Raw genomic sequence first — 19,067 nt, forward strand, 5'->3', positions numbered from 1 at the left:
TGAAGTGAGTGCCCTGCAAAAAGGGAGTCGCTGCCGATGCGTGGCTCAGCGTGGCACCGCCTCACCCTCATGAGGGCCGGCGGCCCGGGCCTGGCCGGCATCGTGGTCCTGCTGGGTGCGGCGCTCCTCCTCCTCGGCCTGCTTGCGCAGCTTCTTGCGCAGGGCGGCCTTCTCGAAGCGCAGCTTCTGCTGCGGCGTCTCGAGCGTCAGCGGCGGCACCCGGGCCGGCTTGCCGTCGCCGTCTACCGCCACCATGGTCAGGTAGCAGCTGTTGGTGTGGCGGATCATCTTCTGCTGGATGTCCTCGGCGACCACCTTGATGCCGATCTCCATGGAGGAGCGGCCCACATGGTTGACGCTGGCCAGGAAGGTGACCAGCTCGCCGACGTGGATCGGTTGCTTGAACAGGACCTGGTCCACCGAGAGGGTCACCACATAGTGGCCGGAGTAGCGGCTGGCGCAGGCATAGGCCACCTCATCGAGCTTCTTGAGGATGGCGCCGCCGTGCACCTTGCCACTGAAGTTGGCCATGTCGGGGGTCATCAGCACGGTCATGGTCAGCTCGTGCTGGCCGGGCAGGGCATGTTCGTCCATCGGGGCACTTTCCTTTGTTGGGTTTACCACAGCATAACGCCTTGCCCGCGAGAGGGGGGCAAGGCGCCGGTACGATGGTAATCGCACGGGCGTGGGCAATGGGTCAGAACCAGGTCAGGCCCACGGAGAGGATGACGCCGGTGATGAGCAGCTGGACCAGGCAGAAGCCCATGATGTCCTTGGCCTTCAGCCCGGCGATGCCAAGCAGCGGCAGGGCCCAGAAGGGCTGCAGCAGGTTGGTCCAGGCGTCGCCCCAGGCCACGGCCATGGCGACCCGGGGGATGTCCACGCCCAGCGCCTCGGCGGCGGGCAGCATCACCGGGGCCTGCACCGCCCACTGGCCGCCACCGGAAGGCACGAAGAGGTTGACGATGCCGGCGCTGATGAATGACCAGAATGGCAGTGAAGTCTCGGTAGCAAACGAGATCAACGACTCGGACAGGGTCACGGCCAGGCCCGACTGGGTCATGATGGCCATGATCCCGGCATAGAAGGGAAACTGGACGACGATGCCGGCGCCACCCTTGATCGCCTCGTTCAGGCTCGTCAGCAGGCTGCGTGGCGTGCGGTGCAGCACGATGGCCAGGGACAGAAACATGAAGTTGACGATGTTCAGGTTCAGGCCGCCGCCGCGCAGGATGACGTAGTCGAGCAGGAAGATCACCCCGGGGATGCCCACCAGCCAGGCCAGGGTCGAGCTGTTCTCCAAGTGTTCGGCGGGGCGGGTGATGCGTACCCGGGGCGGCGTGTCGTCGCCGAGTAGCTGCGGGTCGATGTAGACGCTCTCCTTGTCGTCGGGGAGCATCAGGCGGTTGACCAGTGGAATGGAGATGGCCAGGCAGGCCACCAGGGCCAGGTTGAAGAAGGCGAAGATGGTCGAGCCGGTACCGATCACGCCGATCTGGTCGGCGGTGAAGTGGTCCTCGGTGGCGATGGTCAGCGGTATCGAGCCGGCGAGCCCGCCGTGCCAGACCATGAAGCCGGAGTAGGCGCTGGCCACCAGCAGGCGGTAATCGACCCTGACCAGCCGCGCCAGCTCCTTGGCAAACAGCGCACCCACCACCAGGCCGAAGCCCCAGTTGATCCAGCTGGCCGCCAGCGAGACCAGGGTCACGAGAATGACGGCGCCGCCGGCGTTCTTGGCCAGGCAGGCGAGCTTCTGCAGCCGCCGCTTGACCGGCGGCGAACTGGCCAGCATGAAGCCGGTCACCAGCACCAGCAGCATCTGCATGGAGAAGGTCAGCAGGTTCCAGAAGCCGTCGCCCCACATGCGCATCACCGCCAGCGGGGTCTGGCGCTCCACGGCGATGGCGGCGGCGGCGGCGATGAGGGTCAGCAGCAGTACGAAGATGTAGGGATCCGGAAGGTAGCGGTCTACCAACTTGACGGCCGGCCTCGACAGGAACTTGAGCATGGCGATGTCGCTTCTTCTTTGGTGTGGTGGGCGTCACAGGAAAAGTAGCGCAATCTCAGGAAGTTGCGCCATCCGGTGGGTCAACGATGCCGGCAAGGCAACGGCGTGTCAAAGCAGGGTGCATGCTGGTCGGGCCGAGTCGTGCCAGCGGGTGCGCCGGTGGTGCCGATAGTAGGCCGTCAGCACCGCCGAGCGCACCAGGGCGAAACCGAGGAAGGCCAACCAGAGCCCGTGGTTGCCCAGCCCCTGGGTCAGCCACCAGGTCGGCAGATAGACGGTGAGGCCGGCGAAGATGCTGTTGCGCATCTCGCGGATCGCCGTGGCGCCGATGAAGACGCCATCGAACAGGTAGCCCCACACGGTGATCAGCGGCATTGCCACCATCCAGGGGAGGTAGGTGCCCGCGGTGTCCCGGACTTCCGGGAGGCCGGTGAGCAGGGCGATCAACAGGTGGCCCCCCAGGGCGAAGGCCAGCGAGGCGGCGGTGGCGGTGGCCAGCGAGAAGAGCGCCGCACTCTTCACGGCCCGGCCGAACTCGTCCCAGCGCCGGCGTCCCACGGCGCGCCCGGTGATCGCCTCGGCGGCATGGGCGAAGCCGTCCAGGGCGTAGCTGGTCAGCATGATGAACTGCAGCAGCACGGCGTTGGCGGCCAGCACGGTATCGCCCTGCACGGCGCCCCGGGACGTGAAGAAGGCCATGGCGAACAGCAGCCCTAGGGTGCGCACGAAGAGGTTGGCATTGACCCGGAACAGCTCGGCGTAGGCCGTGATCCGTCCCAGGCGCTCGCGGAGGAAGCGCCCCTCCAGCAGGCCGAGCTGGCGCGAGACCAGCCAGCCGCCGAAGGCCAGCGCCGTGTAGTCGGCGATCACCGTGGCCCAGGCCACCCCGTCGCTGGTCATGCCGAGGCCGACCACGAACAGTAGGTCCAGCGCGATGTTGACGCCATTGGTGAGCACCAGGATGGCCAGCGTCACCCGGGAGTTCTGCTGGCCCAGGAACCAGCCGAGGATGGCGTAGTTGGCGAGCACCGCCGGGGCCGAGAGGATGCGGATCCGGGCGTACTCGGTGGCCAGGTCGGTGGCGATCTCGCTGCCGTCGAGCAGCCACAGGCCGAGGGTGATCAGCGGTCGCGAGCAGAGGATCAGCAGCGCACCGATGCCGGCCGCCAGCAGCAGCGACTGACCCAGCAGGTTGCGTACCTCGCTGTCGTTCTCGCGCCCCACCGCCTGGGAGGTGAGGCCGGTGGTGCCCATGCGCAGGAAGCCGAAGCCCCAGTAGAGGAAGCTGAACAGGGTGGCGCCCAGGGTCACCGCGGCCAGGTAGCGCGAATCCGGCAGGTGGCCCACCACGGCGGTGTCCACCAGTCCCAGCAGCGGCACGGTGACGTTCGACAGGATGATCGGCCAGGCGAGCGACCAGATGCGCCGGGGGCAGGCATCGGGGGTGGCAGGAGGCGATGACACGGCGACTTCCGCTGACGGTGAAACCGCGCAGCATGGCCGTTGCCGGACCTCAGCGCAACTACCTCGACGGTTTGGGCAACTGGCCAAAGCCGGCTACCTTGTACATAAGATTGGAGTGAAAAGAAGTAACATTTGGCGGTTCAAGAAGCGAAGACGTCAACGCAGGGTCCGGTGGCTGGTCGGATCGGCGACAACGGCAGCACAGGCTGCAGGGAGCCGGGGAATGGAGCGAATGGGCAAGAGCATGGCCTGCGCCGTGTTGATGCTGGTGATGGTCCTGGGTGGTTCGCAGTCCATGGCCCAGGCGCAGCAGCGGCTGGAGGCGCAACCCAGCGGTGGCGCCATGGTGGCGGATGCGCTGCTCGCCCGGCCGTTGCTGTTCGTGGCGACCCTGGGGGGCACGGCGGTGTTCCTGGTCTCGCTGCCGTTCTCGGCGTTGGGGGGGAACGTGGATGCCGCAGCGGAAGCGCTGATCAAGACGCCGGCGGAGGCCACCTTCCGGCGCTGCCTGGGGTGTACCGTCAGCCGGCGCGCCGACGAGCTGTAGAGGCGGCTAGTCGCAGGAGAGCGCGGCCCACGGCCCCTGGAACGCCATCGCCCCGCCTGGTTAGCGGGGCGATGGCGATGTGCATGGGTATCTGGCGCGTGCGGAGCGAATCAGGCCGCGGTGATGATGTGGTACTTCTCCATCAGTTCGTCGCGGCTCTCCTCGTGGGCCGGGTCGAGCGGGATGCAGTCCACCGGGCAGACCTGCTGGCACTGGGGCTCGTCGTAGTGGCCGACGCACTCGGTGCACAGGTTGGGGTCGATGACGTAGATCTCTTCCCCCGGCGAGATGGCGCCATTGGGGCATTCGGGTTCGCAGACGTCACAGTTGATGCACTCGTCGGTGATCATCAGGGCCATGGGGGGTACCTCACGCAGGGCAGCGCTTGTCCGAGTAATCTAGTCAAGCATTGTACTGGCTGCCCAGCGTTTCGGCGACCCTGGGATGCACCAGCTTGCTGATGTCGCCGCCGAGCTTGGCGATCTCGCGCACGATGGTGGAGGAGATATAGGAGTTCTCTACCGCCGGAGTGAGAAAGACGCTTTCCAGTTCGGGCATCTGGGCACGATTCATGTTGGCCAGCTGCAGCTCGTACTCGAAGTCCGACACGGCGCGCAGGCCGCGCAGGATGATGCGCGCCCGCTGCTGTTTCATCAGCTCGGTGAGCAGGCCGGCGAAGCCGATCACCTCGACGTTGTCGAGATGCGCCACCACCTCCCGGGCCAGGGCGATGCGGGTGTCGAGATCCAGGGTCGGCCCCTTGTCGCGGCTGTCGGCGATCGCCACCACCACCTTGTCGAACAGCCGCGAGGCGCGCTCGATCAGGTCGAAGTGGCCGTTGGTGATGGGATCGAAGGTACCGGGGTAGACCGCGATGTTCATCCGTGCTCTCCATCCTCGAGTCGTCCAAAGGGGTTGTCCACCACCAGCGATACCGGCCGGGCATAGCCGGGGATGCGGATGCTCCGGTCGCTGACCTCGAGTTCCGGTCCTTCCAGCACGCCCTCGCCGAAGCGGTAGCGGGCCTGGAAGTGGCCACGGTCGGCCTGCTGCAGGTAGGCGGCGGCGGCCGCTCGGGTGGCCTCGCGGCGAGCCTGCCAGGCGGCCACGGCACCCTTCCCGTGACGCTGCATCAGCAACCGTTCGGTGACCCCGGGCGAGAGCACCACCCCGGTGGCGTTGTTACCGCCGAAGCCCTTGGCATTGATGAAGGCGGCGTCGGCGGCGAAGGGGAGCGGTGTGCTCGAGAAGCGCAGCCGCTCGGCGTAGACGTCGTCGGCCACCGCGTCCAGGGTCGGGATGCCCGGCAGCAGGGCGTGGGCGAAGCTGCCCAGGGCGCTGGCGAGCTGGTCGCCGGCGGCGCTGCCCTGGGAGTGACCGACGAAGGCCTTGACCGCCACCACCGGCCAGGCCTCGATGCCGTAGGCGCGGGCGACCAGGTCGAAGACATGGGACTCGGTCACCCGGTTCTTGGGCGTGCTGGTGCCATGGGCGTGGAGGAAGCTGCGCTCGCGGAGCGCCGCCTCGCCGAGCATGTCACGCACGAGCGCAGCGGCCTTGCCCAGGGTGATGTAGTTGCCGATGCCGGGGGCCGAGATGGAGCGCTTCCAGCCGTCGGCATTGACGAATACCGCCGGCACGCTGCCGAGGATCTCGGCGCCGGTCTCCAGGGCCAGGGCATCGTCCATCAGCATGATGAACTGGCTGGACTCGGCGATGGTGAAGCCGCAGTTGCGGGCAAAGGGCCGACAGGCCTTCTGGTAGTCGGCATCGGTGAGCAGCTCCAGGGCGTCCAGTGCCCTGAGGCTGTCGTCGTCGGCCAGGGCGCCCATGGCCCGGAAGCCCTCGATGATCTCGGGGGTGACCGGGGCATCGGCGGTGCCCACCATCACCACCCGGCGCCGGCCGGCGCGGATATCCTCCACGCCGAGCCGCAGGTTGTAGAGGAAGCTGGCACAGGCACCGAGCATCGCGCCGGTACCGCCCACGCTGCCCAGCACATAGGCATTGAGGAAGTCGGCGGGCATCTGGCCATAGCCCAGCGGCATCTGCTTGGAGGTGGCCCGGTTGCCGGAGACGAAGCTCTTGAGCAGCCCGCCCCAGCCCTCGTCGTCGAGCTGGCCGATGGAGTTGCCGGCATACACCGCCACCTCGTCGGGGTCGAGGCGGTCACGCAGCTCGTCCCATTCCAGGCCGCTAGCCCCCAGGCAGTCGCTGGCGGCGAAGATCGTCATGGAGAGCCCGCGAGGGTGGTGCACGCTGCGGTAGAAGCGGCTGGGCTCGAAGCCGGTGGGCAACTGGCCGGCGGCGCGCACCTGGGCCTGGCGGGTCTCGGGCAGCATCACGTCCATCTGCCCGGCGGGCACGGTGACCTCGAGGGTGTGGCGGTCGATCCCGTGCACCTGCCAGGTGGGCGGCAGGTCATCCGGCAACTGGCGACGGCGGATCCGGAAGGTCAGCGGCGTGTCCAGGGCGAGGCTCGCCCGGCGGTTGGCGGGCAGGCCCTCGTCGTTGAAGCGGGGATCCTCGATGCGCCGGATCAGGGTGTGGTCGAGCACCCGCTGGCGGGTCTGCTCGACGATGGCGGCGGCCTCGAGGGAGTGGCCTTCGGCGTCCCGCCAGCCGCCATCGTCCTGACCGCTGGCCAGGCGCATCATTGCCGCCAGGCCCAGCAGGGTCTGGGCCTGGTCGTCGTCGGGCAGGGCGCCGAGCACGGTGCGGCGAAACGCCTGGTGGCCCGAGGTTCTGCCGGCGGGATTCACGCCGCCCATGCCGACGATCACCGGTAAATGTGACAAGCCGGGTTCCTCGTTGTGCTGTTGATGTCTACGAGCCGATCGTGTGTATCAGGCCATGGATCATAGCACTCGGCCCGGCACGGCGTCATGCCGCGGCCAGCGGGGTTTGAAGGGGGTGTGCTGAAACGAGTGTTTGATGATGGCCGCCGTCCCGGTTGTCATCAAACGGCGGTTCGAGTCATGTGAGCTGGCCGTGGGCGCACCTCCCCGGCGGCGCCGTTTTTTCGTTTGGCTGGGTATCAGCGCCGCCCTCGACAGGCTGCTAGAATGGCCCTCCTCCAAGCCGTCTCGGGTCGTTCGTCATGCAAGCTCCCTCCCGTGCGATTGTCTCCAACCAGCCTGGTCCCCATGAGGACCTGTCGCGGCGCGTGATGCGCTCGCTCGCCCACCCGTTGCGCAAGCCGGTGGCCGAGCATACCCGTGACGCCTTCACGAGGGCCCGTTGCTGGCGAGAAGCTCGCGGCGATATGCCGCTGATCCTCGATGCAGGCTGCGGCGTCGGCCTCTCGACCCGGCGGCTGGCCGAGCGCTTTGCCGACCATGCGGTGATCGGGGTCGATCGCAGTGCCGCCCGTCTCTCCCGGGATCATGGACCGCTCCCCGACAACGCCCTGCTGGTGCGTGCCGATCTGGTGGATTTCTGGCGCCTGGCGCTGGCAGCCGGCTGGCAGCCGGTGCGCCACTATCTGCTCTACCCCAACCCTTATCCCAAGGCGGCCCATCTCAAGATGCGCTGGCACGGTCACCCGGTGTTCCCGGCCATCCTGGCGCTGGGGGGGCGACTCGAGCTGCGCTCCAACTGGAAGCTCTACGTGGAGGAGTTTGCCCTGGCGCTGGAGCTGGCGGCCGGCGTGACGGCGGCGGTGGAACCCTACGTACCCGCTGCAGCCGGCCGGTTGCCCGTCGAATACCTCACGCCCTTCGAGCAGAAGTACCATGCCAGCGGCCAGCCCCTCTGGCGGCTGGTGGTCGGGCTGCCCCCTGACGCCGTCCTGGTGCCGGCCGGCCCGGTCCGGCCGGCCGGGGAGGGGGAGTGATGGCGTTCGTCTACCTGGCCCTGGCGATCATCGCCGAGGTGATCGCCACCAGCGCGCTCAAGGCGTCGGATGGCTTCACCCGCCTGTGGCCCAGCGTCACCGTGGTGGTCGGTTACGGCCTGGCCTTCTATCTGCTCGCCCTGGTGCTGCGCAGTGTGCCGGTGGGTATCGCCTATGCCTTCTGGGCGGGGCTGGGCATCGTGCTGATCACCCTGGTGGGGCTGGTGGTCTACGGCGAGCGACCGGACCCGCCGGCCCTGCTGGGTCTCGCCATGATCGTTGGCGGTGTGGTGGTGATCCAGGTTTTCTCCTCGGTCTCGGCCCATTAAGCTGAACCCCGTGAGCGGCGCACGTCGCCATTCCTTTTCTCGATGATGACCGTCCGTGATGCTCCGACGACTGCTTTCCATCTCATTGCTTTGCTTGCTGCCAGTGTCGCCGCTGCTGCAGGCCGACGGCTTCGCGCGCCTGGCCGAACTGGGCGAGCGGGGGTTTCTGATCGGTGCCGAGGCCCGCTTGCTCGACAGCCGTGAAGTGCTCGGCGCCATCGAGCCGCAGCGCCAGCTGTCGCCGGCCTCGGTGACCAAGGCCTACCTGGCGGCGGCGGCACTGGACCACTGGGGCCCCCAGCACCGCTTCACCACGCGCCTGGTCAGTGATGCCGAGCTCGACGCGCACGGCGTCCTGCATGGCGATCTTGTGCTGGACGGCGGCGGTGATCCGGCGCTCTCCACCGAGGACCTGTGGCGACTCACCCAGCGGCTCCACCAGCGCGGGGTGCGCAGCGTCGACGGCCAACTGGTCGTCAGTCAATGGCGGTTCGGGCCGGTGGAGTGCATCACCACCGACCGCTGCCAGGCCCACTCCCGGGTGGCCAACGCCTACAGTGCACTGCTCTCCTCGGCGGGGGTGAACCATGGCAGCTGGTGCGTCACCGTGGCCCCGGGCCCCGCCGCTGGCGAGCCGGCACGGGTCACCAGCTGTGACAGTCAGGCGGCGATCGTCGGCATCGACAACCGGGTCGCGACCCGGGCCGACGACAGCGGCACCCGGCTCAACGCCGAGCGTGTCCTGCGCAGCGAAGGCGACGTCATGGTGGTGAGCGGCCAGATCTCGCTCAACGCCACCCCGCGGGATATCTACCGCGCCAGTTCGGACCCGGCGCTGCAGACCGCCCGCACCCTGCTAGCCATGCTCGAGCAGGCCGGCGTCAGGGTGCGCAAGGGGGCCACGACCAGCATCGCCGAACCGCCGGCCACGGCGCGGCGGCTCGCCGAGGTGGAGGGCCTGCCGCTCCAGGAGCTGCTGCTGCGCACCATGCACCACTCCAACAACTTCATGGCCGACCAGCTCGCCCTCAACCTGGTGGAGACGCCCCGGGCCGACCTGATCCTGGGGGCGCAGGCCATCGAGCACTTCGTGGCCGGCATTCCCGACCACGGCCCGCTCACCCTGCGCAGCGGCAGCGGGCTGACCCCGGAGAACCGGACGTCGGCGCGGGGGGGGAACACCCTGCTGGAGAGCATGTTCCATCGCCCGGCACTCTTCCCCAGCTTCGTGGCCAGCTTCCAGTCGCCGGGCAATGGGGTGATGCGCTTCATGCGCCGCGGTTCCACGACCTTCCAGCACCATGTCATGCTCAAGACCGGCACCCTCAACCAGCCGGTGGCGGTGCGCTCGCTGGGCGGCTACTTCCGCACCCGAACCGGCCGCTGGGGCGTGTTCACCGTGATGGTCAACGGCACCTCGAGCACCCCCTGGCTCAACTGGGCCCAGGTGCTCGATCCGCTGGCCGAGGATCTCGAGCGGATGATCAACGAGAACTGACAGGGACCTCGTCATGAAACCCGGACACACCGGCTGGCGCCACCTCATCAGCGCCACCGACTATTCACTCAGGGGACTGCGGGCCGCCTTCCGCCACGAGACCGCCTTCCGCCAGGAGCTGCTCGTCGGAGGGCTGCTGCTGCCGCTTGCCGTCTGGATCGGCCAGGGGGCGGTGGAGTGGATCCTGCTGGTGGGCAGCTGCCTGCTGGTGCTGATCGTGGAGCTGCTCAACAGCGCCATCGAGAACGTGGTGGACCGCATCGGCACCGAGCACCACGAGCTCTCCGGTCGCGCCAAGGACATCGGCTCCGCGGCGGTGATGCTGTCGCTGGTCGTCGCCGGCCTGACCTGGGGGCTGCTGGCCTGGCAGAAATTCCTCGGCTGATTCGCGACTCTTTCCACACCCCGGGTGCCGGGCGGCGCCCGGCTTCGCTATGCTGGGAGCATTCGTCCACCCGGATGCGAGATGCCCATGGCCCTTCCCGACGACTTCCTGCCGCTGACCGATATCCCCGACCCCCTCCGGGTGCCGCTGCAACATGCCCGCGAGCGCCTGGCGGCGTCGCTCGAGCAGGCCGACAACCTGGCCGGCATGAGCGACGGCGATTCGCCGCTGGAGGACTGGCTGGCGCTCTCGGCGTCCCGGCGCATGCAGCTGGCCCGGGTGCTGGCCATCTCCGCTTTCGTCGCCGAGACCCTGGTGCGTCATCCCGATTGGCTGCTCCACCTGGACGCCAGCGGCGAGCTGGAGGTCGCGCCCGATGCCGAGACCCTGCGTGAGTGGCTCGGCGAACGGCTCGAGACCGCCGAGGACGAGCCGGCCTTGCAGGCCGCCCTGCGCCGCTTCCGGCGCGCGCGGATGCTGGGCATCGTGTGGCGCGACCTGACCCGTCCGCCGGGCATCGACATGTGGGCCACGGCCGAGGCGGTCTCGCGGCTCGCCGAGACCTGCCTGGAAGGCGCCCTGGGCTGGCTCGAGCGTTATCTCGAGCCCCGCTGGGGGCGCCCCGCGCCCCGCCGCGACGGCGCCGAGCAGCGCCTGGTGGTGCTCGGCATGGGCAAGCTGGGGGCCGGGGAGCTCAACCTCTCCTCCGATATCGACCTGATCTTCGCCTTTCCCGAGAAGGGCGAGACCGAGGGCGGCCGCAAGTCTCTCGAACACCAGGAGTACTTCACCAAGCTGGGCCAGAAGCTGATCACCGCGCTCGATCCGGTGACCGCCGACGGCTTCGCCTTCCGCGTCGACATGCGCCTGCGCCCGCTGGGTGACGGCGGTCCCCTGGTGGGCAGCTTCTCGTCGCTGGCCGGCTACTATCAGGACCAGGGCCGCGAGTGGGAGCGCTATGCCATGCTCAAGGCGCGCCCCGTCGCCGGTGATCGCGAGGCTGGGGCCGAGCTGCTGGCCGGCCTGCGCCCCTTCGTCTACCGCCGCTACCTGGACTTCGGCGCCATCGAGTCGCTGCGCGAGCTCAAGGCGCTGATCAATCGCGAGGTACGCCGGAAGGGGATGCAGAACGACATCAAGCTGGGCCCCGGCGGCATTCGCGAGGTGGAGTTCGTGGTCCAGGCCTTCCAGCTGATCCGCGGCGGGCGCGACACCGAACTGCAGGTGACCTCGCTGAAGCTTGCCCTGGAGCGTTTGCCCGAACTCGGCCTGCTGCCGCAGGAGGTGGTCGAGGAGCTGCTGCCCGACTACGCCTTCCTGCGCGACCTGGAGCACATCCTCCAGGCACTCGAGGATCGCCAGACCCAGCGCCTGCCCGACGACGGCCTGGACCGAGAGCGTGTGGCGCTGGCCCTGGACATGGCCGACTGGCCGGCGGTGATGGCCCGTCTCGACGAGGTGCGCGCCCGGGTCCGCCAGCACTTCGACGCGGTGATCGCCGATCCGGAAGGGGAGGTGGAAGAGCCCGGTGATGGCGGTGAGGTGGCGGTCAGCCTCGAGGGGTGGCGCGCGCTCTGGCGCGGCGAACTGGAGGAGGACGAGGTCCAGGCGCTGCTGGGTGACGCCGGGTTCGGTGACCCGCTCACCGCCGCCCGGCGGCTGCACTCCCTGCGCCACTCCCGCCAGGTCCAGACCATGCAGCGCATCGGCTACGAGCGCCTCGATGCCCTGATGCCCCTGCTGCTCGATGCCGTGGCGGCCAGCGAACTGCCGGATACCGCCCTGGAACGGGTGCTGCCGCTGATCGAGGCGGTGCTGCGGCGCACCGCCTACCTGGCGTTGCTGCGCGAGAACCCCGAGGCGCTGGGACACCTGATGCGACTGTGTGGTGCCAGCCCCTGGATCGCCGAGCAGCTCGCCCGCTATCCCATCCTGCTCGACGAACTGCTGACCCCCGACACCCTCTATACCCCGGCCGACAAGGCGCGGCTCTCCGACGAGCTGCGCCAGACGCTGGGGCGGCTGCCCGAGGACGACGAGGAGGCCCAGCTCGAGGCGCTGCGGGTGTTCAAGCACGCCCAGGTGTTGCACGTGGCGGCCTCGGACATCGTCGGCACCCGCCACCTGATGAAGGTCAGCGACTACCTCACCTACATCGCCGAGGTGATCCTCGAGGCGGTGCTGGCCATGGCCTGGAAGCACCTCACCCGCAAGCACGGCTTCCCGCAGCGTAGCAACGGCGAGCGGGCTGGTGTCGAACCGGAGTTCCTGATCGTCGGCTATGGCAAGCTCGGTGGCATCGAGCTCGGCTATGGCTCCGACCTGGACCTGGTGTTCGTTCACGACGGCGCGCCCCAGGGCAGCACCGATGGCGAGCGGCCGCTGGACAACGCCGTCTTCTTCACCCGCCTGGGCCAGCGGATCATCCACCTGCTCACCGCGGTGACCCCGGCCGGCTCGCTCTACGAGGTGGACATGCGCCTGCGCCCCTCGGGCAATTCGGGGCTGCTGGTCAGTTCGCTCGACGCCTTCGCCGACTATCAGCGCGACCAGGCCTGGACCTGGGAGCACCAGGCGCTGGTGCGGGCCCGGGTAGTGGCCGGCCATGAGCGGCTGGCCGAGCGGTTCCAGGCCATCCGCAGCGAGATCCTAGGACGCCCGCGTGACCTCGAGACCCTGCGCGACGAGGTGGTGAAGATGCGTCACAAGATGCGCGAGCACCTGGCCAGCAAGAGCGAAGGCGAGGACTTCGACCTCAAGCACGACCCCGGCGGCATGGTCGACATCGAGTTCCTCTGCCAGTATGCGGTGCTCTCCATGGCCGGCGACACGCCCGATCTATTGGCGTGGAGCGACAATATTCGTATTCTGGAGACCTTGGAAGCGACCGGCCGCCTGCCGGGGCGCGACTGCCAGCGCCTGCGAGACGCCTATCTCGCCTATCGCAGTGCGGCTCACCGGGCCTCGCTGACCCGCGAGGCGGGGCGCGGCCGGAATGCGGATTTCCATGCGCACCGTCAGGCCGTCATCGAACTCTGGCAGCGACTGCTCGAGCCGCAGGACGACCCGCAATGATCCCGTCCCGAAGGCGGCACCATGCGGTGCCGCTTCGCCGGCAGGTGCTCTGATTCAACACGACTAAAGAAGACGAAAGGACGTAGATTATGTCGATGGCTGACCGTGACGGTCTCATCTGGTTCGACGGCGAACTGGTTCCCTGGCGCGATGCCCAGGTGCACGTGCTGACCCATACCCTGCACTACGGCATGGGTTGCTTCGAGGGGGTGCGCGCCTATGCCACCGACTGGGGCACCGCCATCTTCCGGCTCAAGGAGCACACCGAGCGCCTGTTCGACTCCGCCAAGATCCTCGGCATGGAGATGCCGTTCGACAAGGAGACGATCAACGAGGCCCAGCGTGCCGCGGTGCGCGAGAACGGTCTCGAGGAGGCCTACCTGCGCCCCATGGTGTTCTTCGGCAGCGAGGGCATGGGCCTGCGTGCCGACAACCTCAGGACCCATGTGATCGTCGCCGCCTGGGAGTGGCCGTCGTACATGGCGCCGGAGGCCCGCGAGCTGGGCATCAAGGTGCAGACCTCCTCCTTCACCCGCCATCACGTCAACATCTCCGTGACCCGGGCCAAGGCCAACGGCCAGTACATCAACTCGATGATGGCGCTGGCCGAGGCGCAGCGCGGCGGCTACGACGAGGCACTGCTGCTCGACCCCCAGGGCTATGCCGCCGAAGGGTCCGGCGAGAACCTCTTCGTGGTCAAGAACGGCGTCATCTACACGCCGATGCTGACCTCCTGCCTCAACGGCATCACCCGCAACACCGTGCTGCACATGGCCGAGCACCTGGGCCTCGAGCTGCGCGAGAAGCTGATCACCCGTGACGAGATCTACATCGCCGACGAGGCCTTCTTCACCGGCACCGCCGCCGAGGTGCTGCCGATCCGCGAACTCGACGGCCGTACCATCGGGGCGGGTCGCCGCGGCCCGATCACCGAGAAGGTGCAGTCGCTCTACTTCGACCTGGTGCGTGGCAAGCAGGTGCTCGACGACAACTGGCTGACGCCGGTGGCCTGAAGTTCCAGCCGGGCTCGCCCGGGTGCGTGATCACGGCGCCCCGCCTGTCGACGACAGGCGGGGCGCCTTGCGTAGGCGGTCCGGCAAGCCTGCTCGCCCCACGGCGGGTTGCGGACAAAAATAACCAGATTGGTCATTTCTCCTTGATGGTCGCGTTGTGCCGAATCCAGGCCCAGCCGTAAGCTCCATCAACCGACTTGCACAGTCCGCAGGTTGACGAACAAATATTAGAAAACGCCAGGAGAATCCCCATGTTCAAGAAAACCGCACTCGCCGCTTCCATCGTCATGATGTCGACCGCGACCGTTTATGCCGAAGGGCCCTATCGGATCGGCATTACCCAGAACAATGTCGGCGTCGACAGTTACCAGACCACCTATGAAAGCGCTTTCGAGGCAGCGGCGGAAGCGAATGAAAATGTCGAAATCGTCGTGCTTGATGCTGGCGGCGATGTGGCAAGACAGATTGGCCAGATCAATAATCTGATCCAACAGCGGGTCGATGCCATCATCATCTGGCCGACCAATGGCCAGGCCGTTATTCCCGCCATTCGCCAGGCCCACAAGGCGGGCATCCCCGTCGTGGTCACCAACTCCAAGATCGCCGAGGCCGGCCTCGAGTATATCGCCGCCTTCTCCGGTCCCGACAACGTTCAGCAGGGTGCTTCCTCGGCCGAGATGATGTGTGATGCCCTGGACGGCGAAGGCCAGATCGTGCAGATCTCCGGCCAGCCGGGCTATACCACCGCCATGGAGCGGGCAGGGGGCTTCGAGGAGCGTCTGGCCGAACTCTGTCCGGGTGTCGAGCTGCTGGAAACCCAGCCGGGCAACTGGAACCGTGAGCGCGCCCAGCGAGTCATGGAAGACTTCCTGACCAAGTACGATCGTATCGACGGTGTCTATGCCGGTGACGACAACATGGGGGTGGGCGCCTTGAATGCCGCCAAGGGCGCCGGCCGCGCCGACGAGATCGTGTTCATCGGCGCCACCAACTTCGCCGTGGGCTATGACGCCATCGAGCGCGGCGAATACTACGGTTCCATCTACCAGTCTCCGGTGGATGACGCCGAGGCGGCCCTGCAGACAGCCCTGGATGTGCTGGGTGGCCAGGAAGTGCCGAAGATGAACTTCTTCGAGACCCCGAAAATCACCGCCGAAATCCTTGGCGAGTTCGATCGACCGGTTTTCTGAAGGCACGTTGTGCTACCCGGGGCCGTGCGTGAAAGGCGGTCCCGGGACACGGCACGAGCCTGGGCGCAGGCCGACTGCGCAAGGTGACACCCATACAGGTGATTAGCATGGCTTCTGCAGAACAAACCAAATCACGACTCTTGACGGGAAGTATCAACAAGGCGGGCTTGATGAGCTTTCTCTCGGCTCAGGGTATCCTGGTCTTCTTCCTGCTCGGCATGGTCGTGTTCTCGTTCTTTTCCGAGCAATTCCTCTCCCAGTCGAACATCATGACGGTTGTCCGCCAGGCTTCGATCATCGGCATCATCGCGGTTGGCGTCACGGTGGTGATCATCGGCGGGAATCTGGACCTTTCCGTGGGCTCATTGCTGTCGTTCTCTACCGTGCTGGTGGTCGACCTGCACGACAAGATCGGCCCCGTGAATGCCATCCTGCTGATGTTCGCGCTGACCCTGTTGATCGGTGCGGTGAACGGCTTCCTGATCGGCTTCATGCGCCTCAATTCATTGATCGTGACGCTGGCGATGCTCTCGGCGATCCAGGGGCTGGTGCTGATCTACAGCGGTGGCCAGAACGTCGACATCGCCAATCAGCAAGGCACCTGGTTCGCCTTCTTCGGCCGCGGCTACGTGGCCGGTATCGCGGTGCCCATCCTGCTGTTCGGGCTATTGGCCATCGTCGTGCAGGTCGTCATGTCCTACACCGGCTACGGGCGGCGCATCTTCGCCGTCGGCGGCAACCCCATGGCCGCCGTCTACTCGGGCATTCGCAAGAACTGGTGCGTGTTCAGCACCTACCTGATCTCGGCCTTCTGCGTGGCCTGTGCCGCCCTGGTGCTCGGCTCGCGGGTCATGGGTTCCCAGAACAACGTCGGCCAGGGCTACGAGCTGCTGGTGCTCGCCGGCATCATTCTCGGCGGTACCAGCCTGCTCGGCGGCGCCGGCAGCATCTGGAAGACGGTGATCGGCGTGCTGATCCTCGGCTTCATCCAGAACGGCCTGCTGCTGATGGGTTATCCCTACTACATCCAGTGGATCGTGACCTGGGTGATCATCATCCTGGCCGTCTGGCTGGACCTCGCCAACAAGCGCAAGCGCTTGCTGACGACCCACTCATGACGCGGAGGCATGACACATGACGTCACTGAAAGGTTTCTTCCGTGGCAAGACGGCCATCCAGCCGATCTGGATCTTCGTCATCGCCATCTTCATCTTCTTCAGCTTCATGTCGGAGTACTTCCTGTCGCTGAGCAACATCACCAACATCCTGGTGCAGACCTCGACGATCGGCCTGCTCGCCCTCGGCATGACCTACGTGATGATCAACGGCAACATCGACCTCTCCGTGGGCGCGACCCTGGGCCTGGCCGCCTCGCTGGTCGTCGGTATTCAGCCGCTGGGTCTGACCGTGGCGGTGCTGGCCGCCCTGGCGGCCGGCATCGTGATCGGCGCCATCAACGGCCTGATCGTCTGGAAGACCGGGGTCAACGCCTTCATCGTCACCCTGGGGGCGATGATCGGGGTGCGCGGGTTGATCTTCCTCTACACCCAGGAGCAATCCTTCTACGCGACCAACTTCGCCTTCGCCGACTTCGGTGCCAGCACCATCGGCCCGATCCCGGTCCTGGCGATCATCTTCCTGCTCTGCACGCTGGTGATGCACCTGGTGCTGACCCGCACCGGCCATGGCCGCAACACCTTCGCGGTGGGCGGCAACCCGGAGGCCTCCATCGATGCCGGCATCCGGCTCGGCCGCCACATGATGATCAACTTCATCATCGTCGGCTTCTTCGCCGCCCTCGCCGGTGTGCTGCTGGCCAGCCAGATGGGGGCCGCCACCCCCAACCTCGGCCGTGACTACGAGCTGTGGACCATCACCGCGGTGGTGCTCGGCGGCACCAAGCTCACCGGTGGCTACGGCAGCATCACCGGTACCCTGGGGGGCGTGTTGGCCATCGGCATCCTGCGCAATGGCATGAACATGATGCAGGTGCCGGCCTTCTACGTGCTGGTCATCCTCGGTGCGATCCTCATCTCGGTGCTGATCATCGACAAGAAGCTCAATGCGCCGTCGACCAAGGAGGTGCGGATATGAATCCCTCCCAAGGCAATGCCGTGCAGCGGCCCCCGATCGACGCCGAACCGGTACTCCGGCTCGCAGGCATCACCAAGCGTTTCCCCGGGGTGGTGGCCCTGAACAGCGTCGACTTCGACGTGCGCCCCGGCGAGGTCCATGCCCTGCTCGGCGAGAACGGCGCCGGCAAGTCGACCCTGATGAAGGTGCTGGCCGGCAAGCACAAGGCCAATGAGGGGAAGATCATCCTCGGCGGCGAGGAGATGGAGTTCGAGAACCCCAAGCATGCCAAGCGGGCCGGGGTGGTGCTGATTCACCAGGAGCAGTCGCTGGTACCGGAGATGACGGTGGCCGAGAACATCTTCCTCGGCAGCCTGCCGAAGAAGTGGGGCAACCGGGTCGACTGGCGAAAGCTGCGCGAGGACACCAACAAGATTCTCGAGACCCTCAAGTGCAGCTTCCAGCACGACGACCTGGTGGGGTCGCTGTCCATCGCCAAGAAGCAGATGGTCGAGATCGCTCGGGCGCTGGTGTTCACCCCGCGGGTGGTGGTGTTCGACGAACCCACCGCCTCGCTGACCGACCACGAGAAGCCGGTGCTCTACGACGTGATCCACTCGCTCTGCGACCAGGGGGTGGGGATCGTCTACATCTCGCACCGCATGGACGAGATCTTCCACCTGTCCCATCGCATCTCGGTGCTGCGCGATGGCGAGTACACCGGCACGGTGAATACCTGCGCGACCAGCGAGGACGAGGTCACGCGGATGATGATCGGGCGCAGCCTCGAGCTCGACCATGCCAGCAAGCCCTCTGAATTCGGCGACAACATGCTCGAGATACGCAACCTCTCGGTGAAGCGGGTCTTCGAGGATGTCAGCTTCAACGTCCGCAAGGGCGAGATCGTCGGCATGTACGGGCTGGTGGGGGCGGGCCGTTCCGAGGTCGCCGAGACCATCTTCGGGCTACGTACGCCCGTGGCGGGCGATGTGGTGCTGGATGGCGAGGTGGTGAACTTCCGTCACTCCCACGACGCCGTGGCCGCGGGTATCGCCCTGGTACCGGAGGATCGCAAGGACCAGGGGTTGATACTGGGCATGAACTGCCGGGACAACATGACCCTGGCAGGGCTCGGCACGGTCTCCTCGATGGGCTTCATGAAGGGCTCGGCCGAGCGCACCGTCTACGACAAGTACCAGCAGGCGATGAAGATCAAGACGCCCGGCTGGCGCCAGAAGGTCGGCAACCTGAGCGGCGGCAACCAGCAGAAGATCGTCATCGGCAAGTGGCTGCATACCCACCCCAAGCTGCTGATCCTCGACGAGCCGACCCGCGGGATCGATGTGGGCTCCAAGGCGGAGATTCACGCCCTGGTCAAGGATCTCGCCAAGTCGGGCTACGCGGTGCTGGTGATCTCCTCGGAGATGCCGGAAGTGCTCGGCCTGAGCAACCGCATCATCGCCATGTACGACGGCCGGGTCACCGCCGAGTTCGATGGCGACAGCGTCAGCGAGGACGAGCTGGTGCAGGCGATCACCGGAATGGGCAAGCCATCGCCGACGGCGGCCGTGACCGGCTAGGCGGGTTCGCCGCCACTGCGGCGCCCCGCGTGGGGCGCCGACATGCATCTTCAACGTCTGAGGAAAGACC

The 19,067-nt window shown here is 66.9% G+C and carries 17 protein-coding genes; 11 read left to right on the forward strand and 6 right to left on the reverse strand.

Translation table 11 applies throughout. The features are described 5' to 3' along the window. Positions 1 to 45: 45 nt before the first annotated feature. The 3 genes from CR157_RS19540 to CR157_RS19550 all read right to left on the reverse strand — a co-directional run bounded on the left by CR157_RS19540 (position 46) and on the right by CR157_RS19550 (position 3,472). Positions 46 to 594 (reverse strand): acyl-CoA thioesterase, encoded by a 549-nt coding sequence (locus tag CR157_RS19540; protein WP_110285220.1) that lies wholly within the window; start codon positions 592 to 594, stop codon positions 46 to 48. 103 nt (positions 595 to 697) lie between these two features. After that, on the reverse strand, positions 698 to 2,008 hold the full coding sequence (locus CR157_RS19545) for a short-chain fatty acid transporter (protein ID WP_110285221.1): 1,311 nt from the start codon (positions 2,006 to 2,008) through the stop codon (positions 698 to 700). 108 nt (positions 2,009 to 2,116) lie between these two features. Continuing rightward, positions 2,117 to 3,472 (reverse strand): MATE family efflux transporter, encoded by a 1,356-nt coding sequence (locus tag CR157_RS19550; RefSeq protein WP_110285222.1) that lies wholly within the window; start codon positions 3,470 to 3,472, stop codon positions 2,117 to 2,119. Positions 3,473 to 3,704: 232 nt separating this feature from the next. Between CR157_RS19550 and CR157_RS19555 the strand changes: the two genes are divergently transcribed. Further along, positions 3,705 to 4,019: a hypothetical protein gene (locus CR157_RS19555; protein WP_181422121.1), complete on the forward strand. Its 315-nt coding sequence runs from the start codon at positions 3,705 to 3,707 to the stop codon at positions 4,017 to 4,019. A gap of 110 nt (positions 4,020 to 4,129) precedes the next feature. Here CR157_RS19555 and CR157_RS19560 read toward each other — a convergent pair whose 3' ends face one another. From CR157_RS19560 to CR157_RS19570, 3 genes are read right to left on the reverse strand one after another with little or no spacing between them, the layout of a single operon-like run. Continuing rightward, a complete protein-coding gene (locus tag CR157_RS19560) occupies positions 4,130 to 4,378 on the reverse strand; it encodes a YfhL family 4Fe-4S dicluster ferredoxin (protein WP_110285223.1) in 249 nt (82 codons plus the stop codon). Positions 4,379 to 4,421: 43 nt separating this feature from the next. Continuing rightward, positions 4,422 to 4,901, reverse strand: a complete 480-nt coding sequence (gene coaD, locus CR157_RS19565; RefSeq protein WP_110285224.1) for a pantetheine-phosphate adenylyltransferase — start codon at positions 4,899 to 4,901, stop codon at positions 4,422 to 4,424. After that, complete coding sequence (locus CR157_RS19570; protein ID WP_110285300.1) at positions 4,898 to 6,790, reverse strand: beta-ketoacyl synthase; 1,893 nt, start codon at positions 6,788 to 6,790, stop codon at positions 4,898 to 4,900. Before CR157_RS19570 ends, coaD begins: the two co-directional genes overlap by 4 nt. 329 nt (positions 6,791 to 7,119) lie before the next feature. Here CR157_RS19570 and trmB point away from each other — a divergent pair, with 329 nt between their 5' ends. The 10 genes from trmB to CR157_RS19620 all read left to right on the forward strand — a co-directional run bounded on the left by trmB (position 7,120) and on the right by CR157_RS19620 (position 18,997). Beyond that, entirely contained in the window at positions 7,120 to 7,854 is a 735-nt protein-coding gene (gene trmB, locus CR157_RS19575) for a tRNA (guanine(46)-N(7))-methyltransferase TrmB (protein WP_110285225.1), read from the forward strand. Continuing rightward, positions 7,854 to 8,183: a DMT family transporter gene (locus tag CR157_RS19580; RefSeq protein ID WP_110285226.1), complete on the forward strand. Its 330-nt coding sequence runs from the start codon at positions 7,854 to 7,856 to the stop codon at positions 8,181 to 8,183. Before trmB ends, CR157_RS19580 begins: the two co-directional genes overlap by 1 nt. A gap of 58 nt (positions 8,184 to 8,241) precedes the next feature. Next, positions 8,242 to 9,681 carry a D-alanyl-D-alanine carboxypeptidase/D-alanyl-D-alanine endopeptidase gene (gene dacB, locus CR157_RS19585; RefSeq protein WP_110285227.1) on the forward strand — a complete coding sequence of 480 codons (1,440 nt, stop codon included), beginning with the start codon at positions 8,242 to 8,244 and terminating at the stop codon, positions 9,679 to 9,681. Between the two features lie 13 nt (positions 9,682 to 9,694). Then, on the forward strand, positions 9,695 to 10,066 hold the full coding sequence (locus CR157_RS19590) for a diacylglycerol kinase (protein WP_110285228.1): 372 nt from the start codon (positions 9,695 to 9,697) through the stop codon (positions 10,064 to 10,066). Between the two features lie 87 nt (positions 10,067 to 10,153). Continuing rightward, positions 10,154 to 13,141, forward strand: coding sequence for a bifunctional [glutamate--ammonia ligase]-adenylyl-L-tyrosine phosphorylase/[glutamate--ammonia-ligase] adenylyltransferase (gene glnE, locus CR157_RS19595; RefSeq protein WP_110285301.1), 2,988 nt, complete (start codon positions 10,154 to 10,156; stop codon positions 13,139 to 13,141). A gap of 89 nt (positions 13,142 to 13,230) precedes the next feature. Next, positions 13,231 to 14,154, forward strand: coding sequence for a branched-chain amino acid transaminase (locus CR157_RS19600; protein WP_110285229.1), 924 nt, complete (start codon positions 13,231 to 13,233; stop codon positions 14,152 to 14,154). A gap of 197 nt (positions 14,155 to 14,351) precedes the next feature. Further along, positions 14,352 to 15,344, forward strand: a complete 993-nt coding sequence (locus CR157_RS19605; protein WP_258364240.1) for a sugar ABC transporter substrate-binding protein — start codon at positions 14,352 to 14,354, stop codon at positions 15,342 to 15,344. A gap of 170 nt (positions 15,345 to 15,514) precedes the next feature. After that, positions 15,515 to 16,462, forward strand: coding sequence for an ABC transporter permease (locus tag CR157_RS19610; RefSeq protein WP_219999978.1), 948 nt, complete (start codon positions 15,515 to 15,517; stop codon positions 16,460 to 16,462). 16 nt (positions 16,463 to 16,478) lie between these two features. After that, entirely contained in the window at positions 16,479 to 17,438 is a 960-nt protein-coding gene (locus tag CR157_RS19615; RefSeq protein WP_110285232.1) for an ABC transporter permease, read from the forward strand. Next, positions 17,435 to 18,997 (forward strand): sugar ABC transporter ATP-binding protein, encoded by a 1,563-nt coding sequence (locus tag CR157_RS19620; protein WP_110285233.1) that lies wholly within the window; start codon positions 17,435 to 17,437, stop codon positions 18,995 to 18,997. The genes CR157_RS19615 and CR157_RS19620 overlap by 4 nt, the downstream gene beginning before the upstream one ends. Positions 18,998 to 19,067: the final 70 nt, after the last annotated feature.

The sequence above is a fragment of the Halomonas sp. LBP4 genome, from assembly GCF_003202205.1.
GTDB lineage: Bacteria > Pseudomonadota > Gammaproteobacteria > Pseudomonadales > Halomonadaceae > Halomonas > Halomonas flagellata.